Raw genomic sequence first — 22416 nt, 5'->3', positions numbered from 1 at the left:
TTTGGGATCATGCTCTAGCCGCTCTTCAGCATATAGCCGGCGCCGCGAACCGTATGCAGGATCGGCTTGTCGAAACCCTTCTCGATCTTGCCACGCAGGCGCGAGACGTGAACGTCGATCACGTTGGTCTGCGGATCGAAATGATAGTCCCAGACATTTTCGAGCAGCATGGTGCGCGTCACCACCTGGCCGGCATGGCGCATCAGATATTCGAGCAGGCGGAATTCGCGCGGCTGCAGCGTGATCTCGCGCGCCGCGCGCTTGACCGAATGGGACAGCCGGTCAAGCTCGAGATCGCCGACCCGGTAGACGGTTTCGGCCTCCCTGGCGCTGGCGCGGCGGTTCAGCACCTCGACGCGGGCGAGCAATTCGGAAAAGGCATAGGGCTTGGTCAGATAGTCGTCCCCGCCGGCGCGCAGACCGGTGACGCGGTCATCGACTTCGCCCAGCGCCGACAGGATCAGCACCGGCGTGGTGTTGCCGCGCGAGCGCAGGCCGGCAATGACGGAGAGCCCGTCGCGGCGTGGCATCATGCGGTCGACGACCATCACGTCATAGTCGCCGGCATCGGCCAGCGCAAAGCCGGTTTCGCCGTCGCCGGCGACATGGGCGGTGTGCCCAGCCTCGGCAAAGGCCTTCTGCATATAGTCGGCCGCCTCGCGATCGTCTTCTATGACGAGAATCTTCATAGAGCCGTTATACGCGATTTCGCCGGAAGATTGAGGGGCCGCCATGAGCGCAAAAGCTTTCGTTCAAGCATGTCGTTTTGCCAAAACCGCCGTGCACTTTTGGGCGACATGCTTCGATGTTAGAGCGGCAGCGGGCGATGGGGGCCCGCTGCCGCCGGGGGCAGAACACGATGACTGACTAACGCGTTCGGCCCCTTGCTTCCCGTGCGGCGGCTCGGGGGTGTTGAAACCGCCGCACTGGAAACTGTGTGATGTCAGCCTTTGGCGACTGGCAGCGCGACGAAGCGGTTTGAATCGTCGCGGGTGATCTGCATCAGCACCGCCTTGCGGCCGGACTTGACCGCATCGGCCATCGCCTTGGCGACGTCTTCGGTGCCGTTCACCTCCGTCGAATTGACCGAGGTGATGACATCGCCGGGCTGGATGCCGCGGTCGGCGGCATCGCTGTCTGGATCGACATCGGTCACCACCAGGCCCTTGCCGTTTTCCGACTTGGTGACGGTGAGGCCGAGATCGGCCAGCGCGGCGGGCTTTGCCGGTGCCGCGGGCTGCTGCGGGTCGGCCGAGGCCTGCTTGTCGGTGGATGGCAACGTGCCGAGATCGACCTTGATGGTCTGGCTCTTGCCGTCGCGCCACACCGTGACGTCGACCGACTTGCCGGGTGGGTAGGCGCCGATCAGACGAGCCAGTTCCTTCGGCGATGCGACGTCCTTGCCTTCGACCTGGGTGATCACGTCACCGGCGGTGATGCCGGCCTTCTTGCCGGGGCCACCGTCCTGGGCGCCCGAAACTAGAGCCCCATTCTGCGACTTCAGGCCCAGCGATTCGGCGATGTCCGATGTAACCGGCTGGATTTCGACGCCGAGCCAGCCACGCTGCACCGAGCCGCTCTTCATCAGATCCTGCACCACCTGCTTGGCGGTCGAGGCCGGAATGTCGAAGGCGATGCCGACGCTTCCGCCCGACGGCGAGAAGATCGCGGTGTTGATGCCGACGACCTGGCCGTTAAGGTTGAAGGTCGGGCCGCCCGAATTGCCGCGGTTGACCGAAGCGTCTATCTGGATAAAGTCATCATAGGGACCGGCGCCGATATCACGGCCACGGGCCGAGACGATGCCGGCGGTGACGGTGCCGCCGAGGCCGAACGGATTGCCGACGGCCACCACCCAGTCGCCGACGCGAACCTTGGAATCGTCGGCGAAATCGACATAGGTGAACTTGCCGACGCCATCGACCTTGAGCACCGCCAGATCGGTGCGCGGATCGGTGCCGATCAGCTTGGCGTCAAGCTCCTTGCCGTCATTCATCACCACTGTGAAGGCGGAGCCTTCCTCGACGACATGGTTGTTGGTGACGAGATAGCCGTCATCGGAGATGAAGAAGCCAGAACCCTGCGCCACCGGACGCGGCTGGTCGTTGTTATGGTCGCGGTGGCTGAAGCGACGATTGCCGCCCTCATGGCCGTTCTGATCACCAAAGCCGCGGAATTGCTTGAAGAACTGGCGCAGCTGCGGATTGTCGGGCAGGTTGTTCATGCCGTCCGGATCGTCGGACTGGTCGGAGCCGTCATCGGCGGCAGGCTCGATCTTGGCCTTGACCTTGACGCTGACCACGGCCGGCGAAACGCGCTCGACGACATCGGCAAAGCCCGGCACCTGGGGCGCTTCGACCCGCACGGCGTCGGCCAGAACGGGAGCTGTACCAGTGGCAACGGCGCCGAAACCGATGCCGCCGGCAATGGCCAGCGAAGCGGCGGCGGCCAACAGGCGTTTGCGGGTGCGGGAATATGGGTTGGGGGCGATAGTCATGGGTCTCGTATCCTCTTTTCACTGGATGCGGCTCAGGCAGAGCATCCTCGGACAAGAGAAATAGAGAGGCGCACATTACGGCGCCATTTCCGGTGCATGAAAGTTTTGTAATGTTGGGCGGTCGCACAAATCGCTTGGTTGCGCTCGCCTGCTGCCCTATGGTGTACACAACTCAGCACAAGGCTTTCACAATGACAGCAAGCACCACCATGACCATTCGAGTCTCGTCCGAGACCAAGCTGAAGCTGGAGCAGATCGCTACCGATACCAGGCGTAGTAAATCGTTCCTCGCCGCCGAGGCGGTCTCAGCCTATGTCGATCGCGAGCTGGATATCATCGAAGGCATAAAACGTGGCATGGCCGACGCAGAGGCTGGCCGTGTCGTGCCCCACGACGACGCCATGGCGGAGCTCGACGCGGTGATCGAAGCAGCGAAAGCCAGGCGCGCAGGCAAGGCGTGAAGCGGTTCGTCACCTGGTCGCGAGAAGCGCTGGACGATCTCACGCAGCAAGTTGCCTTTATCGCTCAGGACAATCCTGCCGCCGCCCGACGCCTCGCGGACCGTATCCGTGAAATGGGCCGGGGCCTTGGTGATATGGCGACGGGCCTACCTGGCCGGGTAACAGGCACTTATGAGAAGCCCATCGGCCGCCTGCCCTACATCATTGCCTATGAATTGCGCCTGGTCGCCGGCCGTCAGAGCATTGTTATCCTGCGCGCCATCCACACGTCGCGGGACTGGCCTTTGGAGGAATGGCCGAGCTAGTCGCTCAGCATCTTGTCCAGCGCCGCCTGTTCCTCGGCGCTCAGCGCCTTGGTTGCCAACGAGCGGCGGGAGCGTGTGGTCAGCACAATGAAAATGCCGCCGACCAGAAGCAGAAGCACCGGCGTGCCCCAAAGCAAGGCGTTGCGCGGGCTGAAGCGCGGCTTCAACAGCACGAACTCGCCGTAGCGCGACACGATATAGTCCATCACCTGCTGGTCGGTATCGCCGGCAACCAGACGCTGGCGCACCAGGATGCGCAGGTCGCGGGCGAGGTCAGCATCGGATTCGTCGATGGACTGGTTCTGGCAGACCATGCAGCGCAGGCCTTCCGACAGCAGCCGCGCCCTCGCCTCGAGCGCCGCATCGGCGAGAACCTCGTCCGGTTTCACCGCTTGCGCCGCGCCGGCAAACAGCAGCGCCAGCAAAAGCACGAGCGAGGCCAGAGACCTGGTGCTCACGGCGCGCCTGCCGACGGCATGGAGGCTGCCTGCTTGCGGCGGCGCGAGGGTGCGCCAACCCGCAGGCGACGGTCGAGCAGCGACATTGCGGCTCCCGCCATCATCACCAGAGCTCCGCCCCAGATCAGCGTCACCAGCGGCTTCCACCACAGGCGCACCACGACGGATCCATCGGTGCCTTCATCGCCCAGCGACAGATAGAGCTGGCTGAAGCCGATCGTCTCGATGCCGGATTCGGTCGTCGTCGTCTGCCGCACCGGAAAGAAGCGCTTGGCCGAGGTGATTTCGGCTGAAACGCCGCCATCGGCGCCGATCAGGGAAAAGCGGCCGCGCTGCTCGCTGTAGTTCGGACCCTGCGCCGGGAAGAGGCCGTCGAAACGCAGCGTGTGGCCGGAGAGTTCGACGCTCTCGCCGGCATGCATCGACAGTATCCTTTCGGTGCCGAAGCACAGCGTGCCGACAATGCCGAGCGTCGTCAGCCCGAGGCCGAGATGGGCAAGTGCAGTGCCGAACACCGAACGCGGCAGGCCGGCGAAACGGCGCAGCATGATGGCGGGCGACACATTGCCAAAGCCGGACTTGACGGCGAGGTCGGTAAGCGCGCCGCAGACCAGCCAGCAGGCGAGGCCGACACCAAGGGCGGCGAACACCGACGCGCCGTCGATGAACAGCCCGGTGACCAGCATCGCCATGAGAGCGGCGCCGAAAGCCGCCATCAGGCGCTGAGCGACGGCATAGAGGTCGCCGCGCTTCCAGGCTAGCAGCGGCCCAAAGGGAACCACGACCAGCAGCGGCACCATCAGCGGGCCGAATGTCAGGTTGAAGAACGGGGCGCCGACCGAGATCTTGCCGGCCGAAAGCGCCTCGACCGCGAGCGGATAGAGTGTGCCGACCAGCACGGTTGCGGTGGCCGTGGTCAGGAACAGATTGTTGAGGACAAGCGCGCCTTCGCGCGAGATCGGGTGGAACAGGCCGCCGGCCGTCAGCCGTGAGGCGCGCAGCGCAAACAGGGCCAGCGAGCCGCCGATGAACAGCGTCAAAATGCACAGGATGAAGATGCCGCGGGTCGGATCGGTGGCGAAAGCATGCACCGAGGTCAGCACGCCGGAGCGCACCAGGAAGGTGCCGAGCAGCGACAGCGAGAAGGTGAGGATGGCAAGCAGCAGCGTCCAGATCTTGAGCGCCGAACGCTTCTCCATGACGATCGCCGAATGCAGAAGAGCCGTGCCGGCCAGCCACGGCATAAAGGAGGCGTTTTCGACCGGATCCCAGAACCAGAAGCCGCCCCAGCCGAGCTCGTAGTAGGCCCAGTAGGAGCCCATCGCGATGCCGCCGGTGAGGAACATCCAGGCGACCAGCGTCCACGGCCGCACCCAGCGCGCCCAGGAGGCATCGATGCGGCCTTCGATGAGGGCGGCGACCGAGAAGGAAAAGCAGATGGAGAAACCGACATAGCCGAGATAGAGCAGCGGCGGATGGATGGCGAGGCCAAGATCCTGCAGGACCGGGTTGAGATCGCGGCCCTCGATCGGCGCCGGATTGAGCCGGGTGAACGGATTGGATGTCGCCAGGATGAACAGGAAGAAGGTGGCGCCGATAGCCCCCTGCACGGCCAGCACATTGGCGCGCAGCGTCGCCGGCAAATTGGAGCCGAAGACGGCGACCAGCGCACCGAAGAAGGTCAGGATCAGCACCCAGAGCAGCATCGAGCCTTCGTGATTGCCCCAGGTTCCGGTGATCTTGTAGATGAGCGGCTGCAGCGAATGCGAGTTTTCCCACACACTCGCCACCGAGAAATCGGAACTTGCATAGGCGCCGGCGAGTGCTGCGAACGATAGCGCCGTGAGCGCGAAGCCGGTGACCGTGACGGGACCGCCGACAGCCATCAGCCTCTGGTTGCCGGTACGAGCGCCGATGATCGGCACCAGCGTCTGCACCAGCGACAGCACAAAGGCGAGGACGAGCGCGAAGTGTCCGGTCTCAACCATTACTGGCTCTTGCTCTCTTGCCACACGCCCTTGGCCTTCAGCCCGTCAGCGACTTCCTTGGGCATGTAGCGCTCGTCATGCTTGGCCAGCACGCTGTCGGCGACGAAAACGCCGTCGGCGCCAAAGCTGCCTTCGGTGATGACGCCCTGCTCCTCGCTGAACAGATCGGGCAGGATGCCAGTATAGGTGACCTTGACCGATTTGTGCGTGTCGGTGACCGAGAACGCAACCGTCGCGCCCTGCCCGCGCACGACCGTGCCCTTTTCGACGAGGCCGCCGAGCCTGATGCGCTGTCCCGGCTGCAAGCTGGCGGTGGTCAGATCGGCGGGCATATAGAAATAGGAGGCTTTCTGGCCCAACGCATAGAAGGTCAGCCCGGTGGCGGCGCCGAGGAAGGCCAGACCTCCGACAATCACCGACAATCGCTTCTGCTTGCGCGTCATGTCCTACTCCGTCGCCGTCAGGCCGAGCGAGGCGGCAAAGGCGGTGAATTTCTTCGCTTCCTCACTGTCGGCGCCAAACACGGCGATACCGCGATGCAGCGCGTCGCGCGCCTGGTCGGCCTTGCCCAGCACAACATAGGAACGAATGAGCCGCATCCATCCTTCCGCGTCGCGCGGATTCTGCCGCAGTTTTTCGTCGAGGCCGGCGACCATGGTTTCGATCATGGCCTGCCTGTCCTGCGGCGCCATCGACGAGGCATCGACGGCTGCGGCATCGGGGCCTTTGGCGGGCTCTCCTGACGCGACGCTGCGGTTGGCGGCCTCGGCCAGTGCCTGTTGGACAGCTCCGCGCCATGGCGAATCCTGCGGCAGGGAATCGAGCATTTTCTGCCAAGCCGTGGTTGCCTCGGGTATGTGGCCTTCCTGGGCCAGCGCCATCGCCAAATAGAACGAGGCTTTCGCGTTTGCCGGGTCGAGTTTTAGCGCCTGTTCGAAAGCGGATTGCGCATCGGCCGAAACGATGCCGCCGGCCGCATTGGCAATCGCTTCGCCGAGGCCGGCCTCGCGGGCGGCCGTGTCGCCATCGAGGCGGATGGCATTGCGATAGGCGGTCACGGCATCGGGAAAGCGCTGCAGGCGCAGATAGATCGGGGCGAGCACGTCCCAGCCGCGTCCATCGCCAGGGTTGGCGGCAAGATGGGCCTCGGCGCGCGCCACCAACTCGTCGACCGAACTATCGGCCGGGTTCTTGGCCAGCCGTTCGGCAAGCGGCTGCGACGGCAGATCCGGCGAGCCGAGCTGGCTGTAAAGGCCCCAGCTGAGCAGAGGGACCGCCAGTACCGCAGCCGTTGCCACCAGCCTTGCCGCCTTTGACGGCTGCCGCGTGCCAGGCGCATCGGCTTGACCGACATTGGCTTGACCAACATCTCCCAGGCGAAGGATGCGGCGGGCGATTTCGGCGCGCGCCTCCTCGGCTTCCGCCGGCTGGATCAGCCCGCGCGCGGCGTCACGCTCAAGCTCGGCCAGTTGGTCGCGATAAACTTCGAGGTCGTGGTCGCTGCTGGTCGGAGCGTCCTTGCCGCCACTGGTCAGCGGCAGCAGCACCGTCAGGCTTGCGCCTAGCGTGAGGATTGCGGCTATGACCCAGAACAGCATGGTTCTTCCAATAGAGCGAGAGCCCTGCTCTCACAACATGAGGGTGCTGCGACGCTTTGACGGGATTCCGACCCCGGCCCAATGTTCAGGTCAGCGGCGTCCAGCTGCCGTCGGCGTTGCGGCATGCGGTGCCCCGCGCGGTCTGGCCGGCCGTGCCGGTAAACACCGTATGGGTGTACTGGCGGCAATCCTGCGAGCCGACGCGGTAGGGCTGGGCCGCGACGACTTCGCCGGAATGAGCCGAACTGTCGCTCTTCCAGGTCACCTTCTGGCCGCTCGCCGTATATTCGAGCGCCTTGTATTCCGCCTCGAGCGCCTTGCGCTTCTCGGTGCTGCTCAGGCCGCTGCCGATCGATCCGCCGACGAGCCCGCCGGCCATGGCCGAGATGATCGTCGTCGCGACTTTGGCCCCTGAAGGAGGCGACGCGGGCGGGTTGGTGATGGAGATATCCGGGCCACTGCCCTTGCCCAGCGTTCCGCAGCCGGAAAGAGCGAGCAGTGCGGAAACGAGCGCAACGCGAATCTTCATGCCAACAACCGGTTTTCTTGAACGGGATGCGCTGGGGGCCGCGTCATCGGGGGAAATTTGGCCGTTCTTAACGGCTTTTGCGCAATCGAGGGGCCGCCATAACACAGGCATTCGGCCGTGTCGATTGGCCCTGGGCAGTACATCATTGCAAGCTCCGCAAGCGCACAACCGCCTTCAGCCCGCCCATCGTGGAGCGTTCCAGCGCCAGCGCCCCGCCATACTCGTTGACGAGGTCGGCAACGATGGCAAGTCCGAGCCCGGTTCCCGGCTTTGTCTCGTCGAGGCGCCGGCCGCGTTTCAAGACATCGCGGGCCTTGTCCTCGGGGATGCCGGGACCGTCATCCTCGATCGATAGCTCGAACAGGCCGGCTGCGGCCGGCGTGACGGATACGGCAACAGTGCTCTTCGCCCATTTCATCGCATTGTCGAGAAGGTTGCCGAGCAGTTCCTCCAAATCCTCGCGCTCGCCAGCAAAGACGATGTCGGCCGCCGGCAGCGTAAGCGACAGGCTGACATCAGGCTTGAGTTTTTGCAGCACGCGCACCATGCGCTGCACCAGCGGCGTCACCGGCGTGCGGTAGACGACGCTGTCGCGCTGCGCCGCGACCCGTGCCCGCTGCAGGTAGTGGTCGACCTGTTTCTGCATCGACGCCGCCTGGTCGGCGATGAGCTGGCCCTTGGCGCCGCCGAGAGCCCGGCCCTCATTGATCAGCACGGCGAGCGGCGTCTTCAGCGAATGGGCAAGGTTGCCGACCTGCGTACGCGAGCGCTCGACGATGCGCTTGTTGTTTTCGATCAGCGCATTGGTCTCGTTGGCGAGCGGCTCGATCTCGGCGGGAAACTGGCCATCGAGCCGCTGCGCCGTGCCTTCGCGGACTTGGGCAAGTGCGTTGCGAACCCGGCGCAAGGGCTGCAGGCCGAGCAGGATGGCGATCGCATTGATGGCGATCATGCCGACGCCGAACAGGCTGAGATAGGTCAGCAATCGGCCCTGGAAGGTGGCGATCTCCTGTTCGAGCTCGGTCTTGTTGCCCATCACGCGGAAGCGCGCGGCGCGGTTCTTGGCGTCGAGGACGAATTCGCTCTCGAACACTTCGAGCTGCTCGTCGCCGATACCGTCGGTGGAGTAGCTACGCTGGAAGCTCGAATTGAATGGCACCTCGGCAACGGTCGGCGACGGGATCGTCGTGGTCATCGAGGACGAATGAAGGTCGCCGTGCACACCTTCGGAAGCCGGCTCCACCGACCAGTACCAGCCCGAATTCGGCTCCGAGAAGCGGAGGTCGCCGAGGTCGGGAGCACCGGTGAGCTGGCCGGATTCGGAAACGCCGACCGAGCCGATCAGATTGAACAGATGCGCCGACAGCAGGCTGTCGAAGCCGCGCTCGCTGGCCTGGCGGTAGAGCGTGGTGATCAGAGTGAAGATGACGATCAGGGTGAGGATCGCCCAGATCGTGGAAAAGCCGATGACGCGGAAGGCCAGCGAGCGTGGCCAGAGCCGCGCCGAAAAAGGCTTCCTTGCTGGTATGGGGAGCGGTTCCGCCTTACGCCTCCGGCTCACGCATGCGATAGCCCATGCCGCGCACGGTTTCGATCATGTCGATGCCCATCTTCTTGCGCAGCCGGCCGACAAAGACCTCGATGGTGTTGGAATCGCGGTCGAAATCCTGGTCGTAAAGATGCTCGACCAGCTCGGTGCGCGACACCACCTCGCCCATATGGTGCATCAGATAGGCCAGCAGGCGGAACTCATGCGAGGTCAGCTTCAGCGGCACGCCGTTGACATCGGCCTTGGAGGCCTTGGTGTCGAGGCGCAGCGGCCCGCAAGTGAGCTCGGACGAGGCATGGCCGGCGGCGCGGCGGATCAGCGCCCTCACCCTGGCCAGCACCTCCTCGATGTGGAACGGCTTGGTGACATAGTCGTCGGCGCCGGCATCGATGCCCGACACCTTGTCGCTCCAGCGGTCGCGCGCTGTCAGGATCAGCACCGGCATCTTGCGGCCGTTGCGGCGCCAGCGCTCGACGACGCTGATGCCGTCCATCTGCGGCAGGCCTATGTCGAGCACGACGGCATCGTAGGGCTCGGTGTCGCCGAGGAAATGCCCCTCCTCGCCGTCATAGGAGCGGTCGACGACATAGCCGGCATCGACCAGCGCGTCGGCCAGTTGCCGGTTGAGATCCTTGTCATCTTCGACGACGAGTACGCGCATGATCGGTCAGGCCTGTTGATGTGTCAGCTATAGGCCGATTCCGGTGGTCTGGGAAACGACCCTGCAAGGGGGAAGATTGGATCAGTTCGCCGGGACGACGATCTCGGAGCGGCGCGGACGCTGGCCGTCCTTGCCCGGCACAAGCACGACGATGACGCAGACCTCCTGGCCGCCACGCGTCGTCTGCGAAGCCTTGGCCAGCGTGCCGCCATTCTGCTCGGCAACCTGCTGGCCGATCGCGTAGCAATCCGCCGCGGCTGCCGGCGTCGCTTGCGACGCCAACAGGCCGGCCGCTGTGAGCGCCAGTATCGCGATACTGACATGAGAGCGAAGCGTTTTCATGGTCGGCGTTGTAACGCAACTGTGCTGAACGTGAAGTGAACGGTGAACGGGTGAAAATCCATCCCCGCAATACCCCCTGCGCGCGCAACGAATGAATGCGATCCTACCGCCCAGTCCCTCAGACCGGGCAATGGATTCATAACCGGAAAACCGGCTGCGCGGCTATGGTTTTTGCGCGCAGGTTCTCAATTCGCAGCCAAATTGGGAACAGGTCAAGGCGAGACCATTCTGAAGGGCCGCCCTAAATAGCGCGGGAAAACGTCAAATCATCGGAGTGCGCCATGACGGATAAACACCTTGCCGACCTTTACCGGGGCTATATCGCTTGCCTGAATGCCCAGGACTGGGCGAAACTTGGAGACTTTGTCGGCGACGAGGTGCAGCACAATGGCGAAATGCTGGGCCTGTCGGGTTATCGCCGTATGCTCGAAGGCGATTTCGAGGCGATTCCCGACCTCCGCTTCAACATCGAACTGCTGGTCTGCCAGCCGCCGCGCGTGGCGGCGCGCCTGCATTTCGACTGTCATCCCAAGGGCGTGCTGTTCGGCCTGCCGGTGAACGGCAAGCGCGTGTCGTTCGCTGAGAATGTTTTCTACGAATTCGGAGAGGGTCGCATCCGCGAGGTGTGGTCAGTCATCGACAAGGCCGAGATCCAGGCGCAGATCTAGGTTGCTTCAATCACTTTGTTCGGTGAGAGCGCGTATCCGCAGCACCCCGTGGTAGAGCGCCAGGTCCTCGTCGTAGCGGGCCTCGGCGAACTCCAGCGACAGGCGGGTCTGGTCGCGCGAGCCGGTGGCGAAAGCGGCGCCGTCAAGGCGCGCCCGGATGCTGTCCATAATCAGACGCGTCTCGGCCTCGCCTTGCGCCTTCGACCAGACATGCAGCGTGATGAGCTGGTCGTCATCATTGTCGGCGCCGGTGTCCAGATCGAATGCGCTGGTCCTGCCATAGGTCACATAAGGGAAGGCGGCACTGTCGGCCGCCTGCTCGCGCAACCCGGCGCCGCCGAGCAGCGCCGTCAGCGAGGCATCGCTCTTCAATCTCATGAACAAGGCTTGCAGCAAATCGCCGGGCGCCGTCATCGTCGTCTCCGTTCGCCTGTCACGCTTTGAACAACCTCAGTTTCGCGCGCAACCTAACCGCGTTGCACGGATTTCGCCAGATGACGATCCGCCTGATGGAAGGCGGCGAATCGGGCGGCATGGCCCTTTCACGGACCGGGTTCTATTTGGCATGCGGGGAGTTTCAAGAAGGGTGTTATGAGGAGCCCTGTTTTCTCCGGCAATTCGAGGTCATTTCATGCGAACGCCACCGCTGCTGCCGGCTTTTGGAAAGCTTGGCGTCAAGCCCCCGGTCGCGATTGCGGCAGCACCCGCCTGTCGAAGAGGACCGTGGCCCTGCGCATGCGCGAGATACTTTCAATGCATGGCGGCCTGGCCTTGAAGCTGTCGGTGGTGGCCTGGACAATCCTGATCCTGGCGGCGGCATTTTTCATGTCAAGGGCCTGATGCCGATATGGCAAACCGCTACGCGTTGCGCATGGACGAGCCCGAGAGCTGGACTATCTTCGACATCTTCACCGGCCAGCCTGTCGAGCTTAAGCAACAGGTAATGGTGGCCATGAATTTGCGGGATGCGGAAGCGATGGCCGACCGCCTGAACAGCCGGGACGTCAAGCGGCGGGCAAAAGCCGACCGCAAGTCCTGACGCACGCTGATCTCAGCCGCTCTGATGCAAGACGAACGCGCGCTAGCCGAAATCCGCGGCTGTGAGCACATAAATGCTCTTGCGGGTGCGGGCGTAGGCCTTGCTGGCAATGTCATGGATGGAGCTGGACGCGGTGTCGAAGGCCGCCAGATAGGTGGCTTCCGCGGTCGCCGTCCCTGATGGCGCCTTCGAGAGGGCATCGGCGGCGACAGAGAAGGAAATCTGGAACATGCCGTCATGGCCGACAAAGCGGATGCGCTTGCCGGCCTCGTCATAGAAGCGGCTTGGATTGGGGAATGTCAGGCTCATGACGTGCCCCCCTTCGGCGCGGCGGCGGCTTTCTTGACGGTAGCCCGCTTCTTCTTCGGTGTCGGGTTCAAGGCTTCCGCGACGCGGTCGGCCTCTTCCTTCTCCAGGCGCAATTCCCTGAGCCTTGCCGTCTTGATCTCCCTGGCCCTCGCTTCGGACATGTAGTCGGAGGTTGCCTTGTTGCGCTCGGCCGTCTTCTTCTGCTTGTCCATGAAGCGGGCTTCAGCTTTTTCCATGATGCTCTGATTGCCTTCGGCCATCGCATAAATCTCCTCGTGCCTGAAATTGTGAAATCGAACTTACGATATAAATAGTCGCTTTGGCCTCGAAATTCAATTTTTCGAAATATCTAGGCGCCTCGCGACGTTTCGAACCCGGCAGACATCATAATACTTTTTAATATTAAATTTTGGCCACGAATAATTTTTGGCACTCCTATCTATCGAGTGCCAACACGCCTATAAGAACGGCGCGGTCGCCTATGCCGGCCCCAGAAAGAAGTTCTCATGAAGTTTCGGCCACTCCACGACCGCGTCGTCATCCGGCGCGCCGAAGGCGATGTCAAATCCAAGGGTGGCATCATCATTCCCGACAATGCCAAGGAAAAGCCGCAGGAAGGCGAAGTCATCGCCGTTGGGCCGGGCGCACGCGACGAAAACGGCGCGCTTGTCCCGCTCGACGTCAAGGCCGGCGACTTCATCCTGTTCGGCAAATGGTCGGGCACCGAGGTCAAGATCGACGGCGAGGACCTGCTGATCATGAAGGAAGCCGACATTATGGGCGTCATCGACAAGAGCGAGACGGCCGCTATCGGCAAGAGCGGGACGGTCGTCACCGAGAAAAGCGTCAAAGCCAAGAAGGCCGCCTGACCGGCCTGGCTTTGCCAGGCTCCGGCGAGCCGCTTGCTTCACCACACCAACGGGATTGAAAAAAATGTCTGCCAAGGAAATCAAATTCGCCACCGACGCGCGCGACCGCATGCTGCGCGGCGTCGAGATCCTCACCAATGCGGTGAAGGTCACGCTCGGCCCCAAGGGCCGCAACGTCATCATCGACAAGGCCTATGGCGCGCCGCGCATCACCAAGGACGGTGTGACGGTGGCCAAGGAAATCGAGCTTGCCGACAAGTTCGAGAACATGGGCGCGCAGATGGTGCGCGAAGTGGCTTCGAAGACCAACGACCTCGCCGGTGACGGCACCACCACCGCCACGGTGCTGGCCGCATCGATCCTGCGCGAAGGCGCCAAGCTGGTTGCCGCCGGCATGAACCCGATGGACCTCAAGCGTGGCATCGACCAGGCTGTCGCCGCCGTGGTCAAGGACATCAAGGCGAAGGCCAAGAAGGTCAAGTCGTCGGCCGAGATCGCGCAGGTCGGCACCATCGCCGCCAATGGCGATGCCAGCGTCGGCGCCATGATCGCCAAGGCGATGGACAAGGTCGGCAATGACGGCGTCATCACCGTCGAGGAGGCCAAGACCGCCGACACCGAACTCGACGTCGTCGAAGGCATGCAGTTCGACCGCGGCTATCTCAGCCCCTATTTCGTCACCAATGCCGACAAGATGCGCGTCGAGCTGGAAGAGCCTTACGTGCTCATCCACGAGAAGAAGCTCGGCAATCTGCAGGCGATGCTGCCGATCCTCGAGGCGGTGGTGCAGAGCGGCAGGCCGCTGCTGATCATCTCGGAAGACGTCGAAGGCGAAGCACTGGCGACGCTGGTCGTCAACAAGCTGCGCGGCGGCCTCAAGGTCGCGGCCGTCAAGGCGCCGGGCTTCGGCGATCGCCGCAAGGCGATGCTGGAAGACATCGCCGTGCTGACATCGGGCCAGATGATTTCCGAGGATCTCGGCATCAAGCTCGAAAACGTCACCATCGAGATGCTTGGCCGCGCCAAGCGCGTACTGATCGAGAAGGACACCACCACGATCATCGACGGCGCCGGCACCAAGGCGACCATCCAGGCGCGCATCGCGCAGATCAAGGGCCAGATCGAGGAGACCACGTCCGACTACGATAAGGAGAAGTTGCAGGAGCGGCTGGCCAAGCTCGCCGGCGGCGTCGCCGTGATCCGCGTCGGCGGCGTCACCGAGTCTGAAGTGAAGGAAAAGAAGGACCGCATCGACGACGCGCTGAATGCGACGCGCGCGGCGGTGGAAGAAGGCATCGTGCCCGGCGGTGGCGTGGCGCTTCTGCGCGCAAGATCGGCTCTGGCCGGCCTGACCGGCGCCAATGACGATGTGACCGCCGGCATTTCGATCGTGCTCAGGGCGCTTGAAGCGCCGATCCGCCAGATCGCCGAGAATTCCGGCGTCGAAGGCTCGATCGTCGTCGGCAAGCTGTCCGACAGCAAGGACCAGAATCAGGGCTTTGACGCCCAGAACGAGGTCTATGTCGACATGATCAAGGCCGGCATCGTCGACCCGGCGAAAGTGGTGCGCACCGCGTTGCAGGACGCCGGCTCGATCGCCGCCCTTCTGATCACCGCCGAAGCGATGATCACCGACGTTCCGGCCAAGGATGCGGCGCCTGCGGGCGGCGGTGGCGGCATGGGCGGCTACTGACCATCGCCCGAAAATTGCCCGCTGGAATCTGGGCGGGCATAAATCAGAACAGGCTGCCGGGGACATTTCCCCGGCGAGCCAGGAATTTCCGTCAGTCAGTCAAGACTGTCATCAACGACAGGGAGATCGACAGATGATCACATTCGCCCCGAAGCCAAACGCTGTATCCGCGACCAAGCCGGCGGAGGAGAGCCGCTTCGATCGCATCCGCCGGATTGCCGCCGACAAGCACAGGCAGGCCGATGCCGGGCCGATTCGCCGCGAGCCGTCGAAGACCGGCGACAAGCGGCCGACGTGACGGCTGCCAACCTCACGACACCGGCAACGCTCCGCCCTCTTCGGTGCGGCGGGCAATGAACTCGTCGAGCACATCGGATGTGGCAACGGCCGACGCCGGCGGCTGGAAGTCGGCCAGCGTCCGCTTCCAGATGCCGGTGGCGCGCTCGGTGGCCGACTTCGAACCGGACTGCGTCCAGCTGCCGAAATTCGACCAATCGGCGACCAGCGGCTCGTAGAAGGCGGTGCGGTAGCGCGTCATGGTGTGGCCGGCGGAGAAGAAATGCCCGCCCGGCTGGACTTCAGCGATCGCCTCGAAGCCGATCGAATCCTCGTCGCCGGGGGTCGTAGCGCAGAGTTCGGCAACCGTCTGCAATGCCTCGATATCGGTGATCAGCTTCTCGTAGGAGACGCTGAGGCCACCCTCCAGCCAGCCCGCGGCATGGATGCAGACGGTGGCGCCGGCAAGCACCGAGCCCCACAGCGCGAACTGCGTCTCGTGCGCCGCCTGCACATCGGAAATGTTGGCCGCACTGCCGCCGCCGGACCGCCAAGGCAGGCCGGTGAAGCGCGCCAGCTGGCCGGCGCCCAGCGTCGCCTTGACGTGCTCGGGCGTGCCGAAGGCCGGTGCGCCGGACTTCATGTCGACATTGGAGGAGAAGGATCCGTAGACCACCGGTGCGCCCGGCCGCACCATCTGCGCCAGCGCGAGACCAGCCAGCGCCTCGGCATGCTGCAGCGTCAATGCGCCGGCGACGGTGATCGGCGCCATGGCGCCGGCCAGGCAGAAGGGCGTGATGACAGAGACCTGGCCGGCGCTGGCGAAGTCGATGATGCCTTGCGCCATCGGGATATCGAGCTGGCGCGGCGAATTGGTGTTGATCACGGTGTAGCAATGGACGCCGGCCAGGAACTCGTCCTGCGAGAGCCCGCGCGCCAGCCTGATCATCTCGAACCCATCCTCGACCTGCGGCGTGCCGCGGGCGAAGACGAAGGGGAACTTGTCCGACAGGGTCAGCTGCGCACGGTTGACGGCATAGTGGCGCAAATGGTTGTCGACATCCTGCGGCTCGATCCAGGGGCCGAGCATATGCAGCACGTCGAAATTCTGAACAAGCTTGGTCAGTTCTTCGAAAGCGGCGAGCGTGCCCGGACGCCGTCCGCGTTCGAGATCGGTGACGTTGGGCGCCCCGGCTCCGGCCAGGAACGTCATCGAGCCGAGCTCCAGCATGAGATCGCGGCTACGGTTGCCCGCCAGCGCCCGGATGGATTTCGGCGCCGAGGCCAGTGCCGCAGTGACAATATCGCGGCCGATGCGCACCATCTGGCTGTCCTCGTCGACCAGCGCACCGGCTTTGGCGTAGATCGCCCGTGCCTCCGGCAGCAGCACCTTGATGCCGAGCTCTTCCAGCACGCGCAACGCCGTGTCGTGGATGGCCGCGACCTGGTCGTCCGAAAACACCGGCTGCGGCAGGAACGGGTTCTTGAGCGAGCGATAGTTCGGGTGGCGGCTTGACCCGCTGCCGGCCTCACCGGTGTGCCCGCGCCGGCGCTCGCGCCTGGTCTCCCTTATAATGTCATCGACCATGGCCAAAACTCCTCATTGCCGCATCGCCTGCCCTCGGGGTCGTATGGCGAGGCCGGAATAATTCGCGCCGGCCGCTCGACGCCGACAATGTGCACCCAAAGCGCGGTCCCCTCCCCGGCGAATTCGTCGCCCAGCAACGTCAGCGCGACGCTTTTGCCTATTGTGTAGCCATAGCCGGCTGAGGCGACGAAGCCGACGCGCCGGCCCTTGTGCCAGACTGGCTCGAAGCCACTGGCGTCGGCATCGACGGCGTCGACCTCCAGCGTCACGATCCGGGCGGCGCTCAACAAACCGTGCGGTGTGGCCTGGCTGCCCTTGTGAGCCGGGCTGAAATGGAAGAATAGTCTTCGCCGGGTATGCCCGCCCTGAAATTGCCCGCTTGCGGTTCTCAGGTGGGTGGGGTGAGTTTCGGGAATGGCCAGTCCTTTAGAACGACGTCCAAGACGAAGAGGTCCGATCGCCGCCGCACTGCTGGCGGTGGACGCGTGGATCGATTCCTCGCTCTACGAAATCGGCTTCAAGGCCGGCCAGTTCTGGGAATCGGCGACCATTTTTTCGCGGCGCTTCCGAGTCACCGGCTGGCGACGCGGCATCATCGAGGTGCTGAGCGAAGGTTTTACGATGGGCGCCGGCGGCGTCGTCGTGCTGCTCGCACTCGCGATGCCGGCCTTCCAGATCACCACCGGCGACTGGCGCAGTCAGGGCGATTTCGCCGTCACCTTCCTCGACCGCTACGGCAACGAGATTGGCCAGCGCGGCATCATCCAGCGCGATTCCGTGCCTGTCGACGAGATGCCGGACCATGTCATCAAAGCAGTGCTGGCGACCGAGGACCGGCGCTTCTTCGAGCACTACGGCATCGACGTGCTCGGCCTGTCGCGCGCCATCTTCGAGAATGTGCGGGCCAATTCCGTCGTCCAGGGCGGCTCCAGCATCACCCAGCAGCTGGCCAAGAACCTGTTCCTGTCGAATGAGCGGACCTTCCAACGCAAGATCAAGGAAGCCTTCCTGTCGCTGTGGCTGGAGGCCAATCTGTCGAAGAAGGAGATCCTGCAGCTTTATCTCGACCGCGCCTATATGGGCGGCGGCACGTTCGGCATCGAGGCGGCGGCGGATTTCTATTTCGGCAAGAGCGTCAAGGATCTGAACCTCGCCGAGGCGGCGATGCTGGCCGGCCTGTTCAAGGCGCCGACCAAATACGCCCCGCACATCAACCTGCCCGCCGCCCGTGCTCGCGCCAATGTGGTGCTGTCGAACCTCGTCGATTCCGGTTTCATGACCGAAGGCCAGGTGCTGCAGGCAAGGCTGCATCCAGCCGAGATCGTCGACCGCGGCGAGCAGAAGAGCCCGGATTATTACCTCGACTGGGCCTTCGATGAGGTCAAGAAAATCGCCAAGCCCGGCCAGCATTCGCTGGTCGCCCACACCACTTTCGACGCCAACATCCAGAAAGCGGCGGAGGAATCCGTCGAATTCCATCTCCGCCAGTTCGGCAAGGAATACAACGTCACCGAGGGCGCCGTTGTAGTGATCGAGACCAATGGCGCGGTACGCGCCATTGTCGGCGGCCGCGACTATGGCGCAAGCCAGTTCAACCGCGCCACCAAGGCGCTGCGCCAGACCGGCTCCTCGTTCAAACCTTACGTCTACGCCACCGCCATGGAGCACGGGTTCACCCCGGACTCCGTCGTCTCAGGCGGGCCGATCAGCTGGGGCGGCTGGTCACCGCACAATTACAATGGCGGCTCGGCCGGCAATGTGACGCTGATCACGGCGATCGCCAAATCGATCAACACCGTGCCGGTACGGCTGGCCAAGGACTATCTCGGCATCGGCCCGATCAAGGCGATGGCCGAATCATTCGGCGTGGAATCGCCGCTGGAGTCGCACAAGACCATGGTGCTCGGCACATCGGGCATGACGGTCATGGACCAGGCGACGGGCTACAGCGTGTTCGCGCAGAACGGCTTCGCCGGCTCGCGGCACGGCATCACCCAGCTCGTCACCCGCACCGGCGATGTCGTCTACGACTTTGCCAAGGATGCGCCGGCGCCGCATCGGGTTCTGTCGGAACAGGCTTTGAAATACATGAACACCATGCTGGCTGCGGTGCCGGCGATCGGCACCGCGCGGCGCGCGCAGCTGCCCAACATCGTCGTCGCTGGCAAGACGGGGACGACGCAATCCTACCGCGACGCCTGGTTCGTCGGCTTCACCGGCAACTACACGGCTGCCGTCTGGCTCGGCAATGACGACTTCACCCCGACCCGCAACATGACCGGCGGCACGCTGCCGGCGATGGTGTGGCAGCGGCTGATGGTCTACGCGCACCAGAATATCGACCTGAAGCCGATCCCCGGCCTAGACAAACCCTTCGTCGACGAAGAGATCGCGGCCAAGGCCGAGGAAGCGGAGAAGAAAAATGCCGATCAGGCAGCAGCGGATGCCGCGGCCGAGCGCCCGGCGGTGCTGTCCAGCCGCACGACACAGACGCTGCGCGAGATGACCAAGGTGTTCCAGGCCGCGCCCGTGCTCGGCTCGCCGCAGACACCGGAGACCCTGTCGGCGCTTTGATTCCACAGCGCTGCTTGCTCTGCGGCCTGCCCCGCTATATCCCCCAACGATAATTCACTCGTCCCGGTTCTTCATGCTCAAGACCGCCTTTTTCACGCTGCTTTCGCTTGCCATAGCCATCGGCCTCGGCGGCGGCAGCGTCTGGTATGCGCTGCAGGCGCAGAGCGGCGTCGGCGCGATCAGCATCGGCGAATGGACCGCCTTTCCCGAGATCGGCACGCAAGATGCCGACCCCTATTCGAAGGCGCGCGTGGCGCGTGAAGGCGTGCTGGCGCTCGGCAAGGCCGAGGGCTTGTCCTTCATCGCCGAGCGCGATGCGGCCGGCAATGAGCTTCAGCGGCAATGCGACTACAGGATCGAGGGCAGTTTCCCCACAGCCCGGTTCTGGACGCTCTATGCCGCGGATCAATCGCTCGGCGTGGTCGACACCGGCAAGCCGAGGCTGGCGGCGCTGCAATCCTACCAGGTGCTGCGTCAGCCCGACAATTCGGTGATCATCGCCGTCGGCAACCGTCCGGCCCCCGGCAACTGGCTTCTGACCGAAGGTTTTGGCCGGATGTATTTCGTGCTCACCTTCTACGACACGCCGATTGCCTCAAGCACCGGCCTTTCCGACGTGTCGCTGCCCCGGATCGTCAAGGCTGGCTGCAATGCGTAGGTTGCTGCACGCCATCCTGCTCGGCCTGCTCGGCGCCGGCATCGTCCACATCGTGGTGCTTTTGCTGGTGCCGGAATTTACCGAGCGCGATGCCTGGTCACGGCTGGCGATGGCGTCCGACCTCTACAAGATGACCAGGCTGGATGCCGAGGCGGGCGGCGCGCCGGTGGTGAAGTCGGTGGATCCGCTGTTTTACGCCGCCGCCTGCCGCTTCGACCTTGCCGAAGGCATGGTGCGGATCAAGGCGCCGGGCAGCGTGCCGTTCTGGTCGGTGTCGGTCTATGACCGCAACGGCCACAATTTCTATTCATTCAACGACCGCACGGCGACCGGCAACAAGCTGGACACCGTGGTGCTGACGCCGGCACAGATGATCGACGTGCGCAGGGAGCTTCCCGAAGACCTGCAAGGGGCGATCTTCGTCGAGGCGCCGATCGAGGAAGGCATCTTCGTCATCCGCGCCTTCGTGCCTGACGACAGCTGGAAGCCGGTTGTGTCGCAGTTCCTGGACCAGAGCTCCTGCGAACTGCAGGACTACTGACCTCAGCCCGACGACCAGCAAACTCAGTGGTGCGGAACAGGCGTCCGTGGTGTGCCCGGCTTGTCCGCCGGTCGCGCCTGGCCCGCCAATGGCGGATGCTCGTAGCGGACGCCGGGAAAAATGATCACCGCCGCCGGCGTACCGGTGTCCTGAACTGCTCGATTGACTGGTGCCGATCGCGGCACGAAAGACAGTACCATGCCCATGGTTCGCGTATTCCTCTCGGTTGCCCCGGAGCACAACGCAACGCCTCCAAATGTGATTAAGGCCGGCAGAGGGTTAACGGAGCGCTAACGGATCGCGGCTAATTTGATGTTTGTTCCAGGCCTCACGCGAAACCGACACAGTTGCGGTTGAGCATGGTCCGGGTTGTGTCGAGTGTCGGGCGTATCTTCCGTGTCAGCTTCGGATTTCAGGCAAATCGCCATACGGACGGAATCGGGAAAAGCCGAAAGGCTGTTTCGCGCCGCGGTGTCGGCGTTCTGCTCGCTGACCCGCCCGTCGCGCCGCGAGATCGCCCAGCTCGAGGATCTGACGCTGCCGCTGTTCGACAGCGTGCCGGTCGAATCGCGCCGCTATGTCGCCGCCGCCCTGTCCGAATGCGAATATGCGCCGGCCGCCCTGGTGCGGCGGCTTTGCGAGGAGCCGGTCGATGTCTGCGCGCCCTTGCTGGTCCGTTCGCGGGCGCTGGGCGACATCGACCTGATCGCGTTGATCGGCCGCCACGGCCTGCCGCATGCGCGCGCCATTGCCCGCCGCAAGGATTTGAACCCGACCATCGCGCAGTTGATCAAGGCGCTGGAAAAGCCGACTCTGGTGCGCGTGCGGCAGCCCGAGCCGATCGCCGACGTGGCGGGCGACGGCGCCGAAGCCGCTGCCGCCGCTCCCAGCGCACCAAAACTGCCCGGCAGCGCCGCCGAAACCGCCAGGCGCCGCCTGCGCTCGATGATGCTCGCCGAGGGCGAGGCGACATCGGTCACTCCCTTCGTCGGCTCAGCAACTTACAGCAAACTGCGCGAGACGGCGCTGACCGGCAACGCCGCCTTCTTCCAGACCGCGCTTGCCGACGCGCTCGATATCGACTTCTCGACGGCGCGGTCGCTGACCGAGCATTCGAGCTATGTCTCGCTGCTCGCCGCGCTGCGGGCGCTCGACCTCAGTGAGGACAGGGCATTCCTGATCGTGGTCGCGGTTTACCCCCGGGAGTTTCCGCACCCGCAGGCGATCCGCATCTTCCTCGACCGCTACCGGCTGCTGCACCACGAGGCGGCGCTCGACAAGGTGCGCGGCTGGAAGGCCGAAACATTGTCGCGAGCGGTGCGCGGCAACACCCCTGTCGCCGCGAATGGCGACCAAGCGCCGGACGTCGACAAAGCCAGCTTAGGGGCCAGCCTCAAGGCGTCTTGACGGAGAGAAGCTCCTCGACGGAAACCGTTCCGGCCTCGATCTCGACCACCCAGATGTCGGGATCGAATTTTTTCTCCCGCTCAAGCCTGGCGTCAAGCGCGGCGGCATCGTCGCCGGCGCCGAGCAGCGTGAAAAAGCGATCATCCGGTTTGTCCGAATCGTAGCTCGTCTGCGGCGCCGGGCCGAACAGGGAGACGTCGCCCAGCCTGCCGCGGGAGAGCACGAAGACAGCGCCGGCCTCGGTCGCGCCGCGCTTGACGACGGCCGCAAAGCCGCCGGCGCCGAAAACACGGCGCAGCAGGGCCGACACCCAAAACTCGGTGGTTACGCGCATGACGAGGCTCCGGAGGACATGCGCGGCGTCTTAGCCGGATTTTCGTCTATCCGCGAGCGGTCGTCTTGACCA

The 22416-nt window shown here is 64.1% G+C and carries 27 protein-coding genes; 11 read left to right on the top strand and 16 right to left on the bottom strand.

The window, feature by feature from the left end:
* Positions 1-14 precede the first annotated feature (14 nt).
* Together ACYG97_RS02210 and ACYG97_RS02205 are read right to left on the bottom strand one after the other, a co-directional pair.
* On the bottom strand, positions 15-689 hold the full coding sequence (locus ACYG97_RS02210) for a response regulator transcription factor (protein WP_023670185.1): 675 nt from the start codon (positions 687-689) through the stop codon (positions 15-17).
* A gap of 254 nt (positions 690-943) precedes the next feature.
* Positions 944-2497 (bottom strand): Do family serine endopeptidase, encoded by a 1554-nt coding sequence (locus ACYG97_RS02205; protein ID WP_023732021.1) that lies wholly within the window; start codon positions 2495-2497, stop codon positions 944-946.
* Positions 2498-2688: 191 nt separating this feature from the next.
* Here ACYG97_RS02205 and ACYG97_RS02200 point away from each other — a divergent pair, with 191 nt between their 5' ends.
* Together ACYG97_RS02200 and ACYG97_RS02195 are read left to right on the top strand one after the other, a co-directional pair.
* Complete coding sequence (locus ACYG97_RS02200; RefSeq protein ID WP_023684527.1) at positions 2689-2958, top strand: CopG family ribbon-helix-helix protein; 270 nt, start codon at positions 2689-2691, stop codon at positions 2956-2958.
* The gene (locus tag ACYG97_RS02195) at positions 2955-3263 is read left to right on the top strand and encodes a type II toxin-antitoxin system RelE/ParE family toxin (RefSeq protein WP_023732022.1); all 309 of its coding nucleotides are present in this window, start codon (positions 2955-2957) and stop codon (positions 3261-3263) included. Before ACYG97_RS02200 ends, ACYG97_RS02195 begins: the two co-directional genes overlap by 4 nt.
* Here ACYG97_RS02195 and ACYG97_RS02190 read toward each other — a convergent pair.
* From ACYG97_RS02190 to ACYG97_RS02155, 8 genes are all read right to left on the bottom strand, one after another.
* On the bottom strand, positions 3260-3721 hold the full coding sequence (locus ACYG97_RS02190; RefSeq protein ID WP_023732023.1) for a cytochrome c-type biogenesis protein: 462 nt from the start codon (positions 3719-3721) through the stop codon (positions 3260-3262). The genes ACYG97_RS02195 and ACYG97_RS02190 overlap by 4 nt on opposite strands.
* Positions 3718-5709 (bottom strand): heme lyase CcmF/NrfE family subunit, encoded by a 1992-nt coding sequence (locus ACYG97_RS02185; RefSeq protein WP_023732024.1) that lies wholly within the window; start codon positions 5707-5709, stop codon positions 3718-3720. Before ACYG97_RS02185 ends, ACYG97_RS02190 begins: the two co-directional genes overlap by 4 nt.
* Positions 5709-6152: a cytochrome c maturation protein CcmE gene (gene ccmE, locus ACYG97_RS02180; RefSeq protein ID WP_023732025.1), complete on the bottom strand. Its 444-nt coding sequence runs from the start codon at positions 6150-6152 to the stop codon at positions 5709-5711. The genes ACYG97_RS02185 and ccmE overlap by 1 nt, the downstream gene beginning before the upstream one ends.
* A gap of 3 nt (positions 6153-6155) precedes the next feature.
* Complete coding sequence (gene ccmI / locus ACYG97_RS02175; RefSeq protein ID WP_023732026.1) at positions 6156-7307, bottom strand: c-type cytochrome biogenesis protein CcmI; 1152 nt, start codon at positions 7305-7307, stop codon at positions 6156-6158.
* An 85-nt stretch (positions 7308-7392) separates the two neighbouring features.
* Positions 7393-7836: a hypothetical protein gene (locus ACYG97_RS02170; protein WP_023732027.1), complete on the bottom strand. Its 444-nt coding sequence runs from the start codon at positions 7834-7836 to the stop codon at positions 7393-7395.
* A 142-nt stretch (positions 7837-7978) separates the two neighbouring features.
* Positions 7979-9397 (bottom strand): ATP-binding protein, encoded by a 1419-nt coding sequence (locus ACYG97_RS02165; protein WP_023732028.1) that lies wholly within the window; start codon positions 9395-9397, stop codon positions 7979-7981.
* Positions 9381-10046: a response regulator transcription factor gene (locus tag ACYG97_RS02160; protein WP_023670175.1), complete on the bottom strand. Its 666-nt coding sequence runs from the start codon at positions 10044-10046 to the stop codon at positions 9381-9383. Before ACYG97_RS02160 ends, ACYG97_RS02165 begins: the two co-directional genes overlap by 17 nt.
* Before the next feature lie 81 nt (positions 10047-10127).
* Positions 10128-10388: a hypothetical protein gene (locus tag ACYG97_RS02155; RefSeq protein WP_023732029.1), complete on the bottom strand. Its 261-nt coding sequence runs from the start codon at positions 10386-10388 to the stop codon at positions 10128-10130.
* 281 nt (positions 10389-10669) lie between these two features.
* Here ACYG97_RS02155 and ACYG97_RS02150 point away from each other — a divergent pair, with 281 nt between their 5' ends.
* The gene (locus tag ACYG97_RS02150; protein WP_023732030.1) at positions 10670-11056 is read left to right on the top strand and encodes an ester cyclase; all 387 of its coding nucleotides are present in this window, start codon (positions 10670-10672) and stop codon (positions 11054-11056) included.
* A gap of 6 nt (positions 11057-11062) precedes the next feature.
* On the opposite strand, the gene ACYG97_RS02145 is transcribed toward ACYG97_RS02150, so the two are convergent.
* Positions 11063-11470: a DUF3168 domain-containing protein gene (locus ACYG97_RS02145; protein WP_023670173.1), complete on the bottom strand. Its 408-nt coding sequence runs from the start codon at positions 11468-11470 to the stop codon at positions 11063-11065.
* 433 nt (positions 11471-11903) lie between these two features.
* On the opposite strand from ACYG97_RS02145, the gene ACYG97_RS02140 reads away from it, so the two are divergent.
* Positions 11904-12095 carry a hypothetical protein gene (locus ACYG97_RS02140; RefSeq protein WP_023670171.1) on the top strand — a complete coding sequence of 64 codons (192 nt, stop codon included), beginning with the start codon at positions 11904-11906 and terminating at the stop codon, positions 12093-12095.
* 42 nt (positions 12096-12137) lie between these two features.
* Here ACYG97_RS02140 and ACYG97_RS02135 read toward each other — a convergent pair whose 3' ends face one another.
* Both ACYG97_RS02135 and ACYG97_RS02130 read right to left on the bottom strand, forming a co-directional pair.
* Entirely contained in the window at positions 12138-12404 is a 267-nt protein-coding gene (locus ACYG97_RS02135) for a DUF1488 family protein (protein WP_023670170.1), read from the bottom strand.
* Complete coding sequence (locus tag ACYG97_RS02130) at positions 12401-12664, bottom strand: hypothetical protein (protein ID WP_023732031.1); 264 nt, start codon at positions 12662-12664, stop codon at positions 12401-12403. Before ACYG97_RS02130 ends, ACYG97_RS02135 begins: the two co-directional genes overlap by 4 nt.
* 246 nt (positions 12665-12910) lie before the next feature.
* Here ACYG97_RS02130 and ACYG97_RS02125 point away from each other — a divergent pair, with 246 nt between their 5' ends.
* The 3 genes from ACYG97_RS02125 (at position 12911) to ACYG97_RS02115 (ending at position 15264) form a co-directional block, all read left to right on the top strand.
* A complete protein-coding gene (locus ACYG97_RS02125) occupies positions 12911-13273 on the top strand; it encodes a co-chaperone GroES (RefSeq protein WP_023698577.1) in 363 nt (120 codons plus the stop codon).
* 64 nt (positions 13274-13337) lie between these two features.
* Positions 13338-14966, top strand: a complete 1629-nt coding sequence (gene groL / locus ACYG97_RS02120) for a chaperonin GroEL (protein WP_023687238.1) — start codon at positions 13338-13340, stop codon at positions 14964-14966.
* A gap of 133 nt (positions 14967-15099) precedes the next feature.
* The gene (locus ACYG97_RS02115; protein ID WP_023687237.1) at positions 15100-15264 is read left to right on the top strand and encodes a hypothetical protein; all 165 of its coding nucleotides are present in this window, start codon (positions 15100-15102) and stop codon (positions 15262-15264) included.
* Between the two features lie 12 nt (positions 15265-15276).
* Here the strand turns inward: ACYG97_RS02115 and ACYG97_RS02110 are convergent, their stop codons facing one another.
* Positions 15277-16830 carry a trimethylamine methyltransferase family protein gene (locus ACYG97_RS02110; protein WP_023732032.1) on the bottom strand — a complete coding sequence of 518 codons (1554 nt, stop codon included), beginning with the start codon at positions 16828-16830 and terminating at the stop codon, positions 15277-15279.
* Positions 16812-17117 (bottom strand): glycine cleavage T C-terminal barrel domain-containing protein, encoded by a 306-nt coding sequence (locus ACYG97_RS02105; RefSeq protein ID WP_023727644.1) that lies wholly within the window; start codon positions 17115-17117, stop codon positions 16812-16814. Before ACYG97_RS02105 ends, ACYG97_RS02110 begins: the two co-directional genes overlap by 19 nt.
* 127 nt (positions 17118-17244) lie before the next feature.
* Between ACYG97_RS02105 and ACYG97_RS02100 the strand changes: the two genes are divergently transcribed.
* From ACYG97_RS02100 to ACYG97_RS02085, 4 genes are all read left to right on the top strand, one after another.
* Positions 17245-19404, top strand: a complete 2160-nt coding sequence (locus ACYG97_RS02100; RefSeq protein ID WP_023684539.1) for a transglycosylase domain-containing protein — start codon at positions 17245-17247, stop codon at positions 19402-19404.
* Between the two features lie 73 nt (positions 19405-19477).
* On the top strand, positions 19478-20062 hold the full coding sequence (locus ACYG97_RS02095; RefSeq protein ID WP_023732033.1) for a DUF1214 domain-containing protein: 585 nt from the start codon (positions 19478-19480) through the stop codon (positions 20060-20062).
* Positions 20055-20603: a DUF1254 domain-containing protein gene (locus ACYG97_RS02090; RefSeq protein ID WP_023732034.1), complete on the top strand. Its 549-nt coding sequence runs from the start codon at positions 20055-20057 to the stop codon at positions 20601-20603. Before ACYG97_RS02095 ends, ACYG97_RS02090 begins: the two co-directional genes overlap by 8 nt.
* 396 nt (positions 20604-20999) lie before the next feature.
* Positions 21000-22010, top strand: a complete 1011-nt coding sequence (locus tag ACYG97_RS02085) for a DUF2336 domain-containing protein (RefSeq protein WP_023732035.1) — start codon at positions 21000-21002, stop codon at positions 22008-22010.
* Here ACYG97_RS02085 and ACYG97_RS02080 read toward each other — a convergent pair.
* Positions 21997-22344, bottom strand: a complete 348-nt coding sequence (locus tag ACYG97_RS02080; protein ID WP_023698568.1) for a DUF1491 family protein — start codon at positions 22342-22344, stop codon at positions 21997-21999. The genes ACYG97_RS02085 and ACYG97_RS02080 overlap by 14 nt on opposite strands.
* Positions 22345-22416: the final 72 nt, after the last annotated feature.

This window comes from Mesorhizobium sp. W067 (assembly GCF_054719525.1).
The sequence above is the reverse complement of the archived record's forward strand: the minus strand, read 5'-3'. Positions and strand labels throughout refer to the sequence as shown.

What these genes read in the sequence shown, in the direction of transcription:
- ACYG97_RS02185 (WP_023732024.1), bottom strand. Translation starts at nt 5,709, where the DNA reads ATGGTTGAGACCGGACACTTCGCGCTCGTCCTCGCCTTTGTGCTGTCG.
- groL (WP_023687238.1), top strand. Translation starts at nt 13,338, where the DNA reads ATGTCTGCCAAGGAAATCAAATTCGCCACCGACGCGCGCGACCGCATG.
- ACYG97_RS02205 (WP_023732021.1), bottom strand. Translation starts at nt 2,497, where the DNA reads ATGACTATCGCCCCCAACCCATATTCCCGCACCCGCAAACGCCTGTTG.
- ACYG97_RS02210 (WP_023670185.1), bottom strand. Translation starts at nt 689, where the DNA reads ATGAAGATTCTCGTCATAGAAGACGATCGCGAGGCGGCCGACTATATG.
- ACYG97_RS02100 (WP_023684539.1), top strand. Translation starts at nt 17,245, where the DNA reads ATGGCCAGTCCTTTAGAACGACGTCCAAGACGAAGAGGTCCGATCGCC.
- ACYG97_RS02095 (WP_023732033.1), top strand. Translation starts at nt 19,478, where the DNA reads ATGCTCAAGACCGCCTTTTTCACGCTGCTTTCGCTTGCCATAGCCATC.
- ACYG97_RS02170 (WP_023732027.1), bottom strand. Translation starts at nt 7,836, where the DNA reads ATGAAGATTCGCGTTGCGCTCGTTTCCGCACTGCTCGCTCTTTCCGGC.
- ACYG97_RS02130 (WP_023732031.1), bottom strand. Translation starts at nt 12,664, where the DNA reads ATGGCCGAAGGCAATCAGAGCATCATGGAAAAAGCTGAAGCCCGCTTC.
- ccmE (WP_023732025.1), bottom strand. Translation starts at nt 6,152, where the DNA reads ATGACGCGCAAGCAGAAGCGATTGTCGGTGATTGTCGGAGGTCTGGCC.
- ccmI (WP_023732026.1), bottom strand. Translation starts at nt 7,307, where the DNA reads ATGCTGTTCTGGGTCATAGCCGCAATCCTCACGCTAGGCGCAAGCCTG.
- ACYG97_RS02140 (WP_023670171.1), top strand. Translation starts at nt 11,904, where the DNA reads ATGGCAAACCGCTACGCGTTGCGCATGGACGAGCCCGAGAGCTGGACT.
- ACYG97_RS02155 (WP_023732029.1), bottom strand. Translation starts at nt 10,388, where the DNA reads ATGAAAACGCTTCGCTCTCATGTCAGTATCGCGATACTGGCGCTCACA.
- ACYG97_RS02110 (WP_023732032.1), bottom strand. Translation starts at nt 16,830, where the DNA reads ATGGTCGATGACATTATAAGGGAGACCAGGCGCGAGCGCCGGCGCGGG.
- ACYG97_RS02115 (WP_023687237.1), top strand. Translation starts at nt 15,100, where the DNA reads ATGATCACATTCGCCCCGAAGCCAAACGCTGTATCCGCGACCAAGCCG.
- ACYG97_RS02080 (WP_023698568.1), bottom strand. Translation starts at nt 22,344, where the DNA reads ATGCGCGTAACCACCGAGTTTTGGGTGTCGGCCCTGCTGCGCCGTGTT.
- ACYG97_RS02145 (WP_023670173.1), bottom strand. Translation starts at nt 11,470, where the DNA reads ATGACGGCGCCCGGCGATTTGCTGCAAGCCTTGTTCATGAGATTGAAG.
- ACYG97_RS02200 (WP_023684527.1), top strand. Translation starts at nt 2,689, where the DNA reads ATGACAGCAAGCACCACCATGACCATTCGAGTCTCGTCCGAGACCAAG.
- ACYG97_RS02160 (WP_023670175.1), bottom strand. Translation starts at nt 10,046, where the DNA reads ATGCGCGTACTCGTCGTCGAAGATGACAAGGATCTCAACCGGCAACTG.
- ACYG97_RS02090 (WP_023732034.1), top strand. Translation starts at nt 20,055, where the DNA reads ATGCGTAGGTTGCTGCACGCCATCCTGCTCGGCCTGCTCGGCGCCGGC.
- ACYG97_RS02150 (WP_023732030.1), top strand. Translation starts at nt 10,670, where the DNA reads ATGACGGATAAACACCTTGCCGACCTTTACCGGGGCTATATCGCTTGC.
- ACYG97_RS02135 (WP_023670170.1), bottom strand. Translation starts at nt 12,404, where the DNA reads ATGAGCCTGACATTCCCCAATCCAAGCCGCTTCTATGACGAGGCCGGC.
- ACYG97_RS02125 (WP_023698577.1), top strand. Translation starts at nt 12,911, where the DNA reads ATGAAGTTTCGGCCACTCCACGACCGCGTCGTCATCCGGCGCGCCGAA.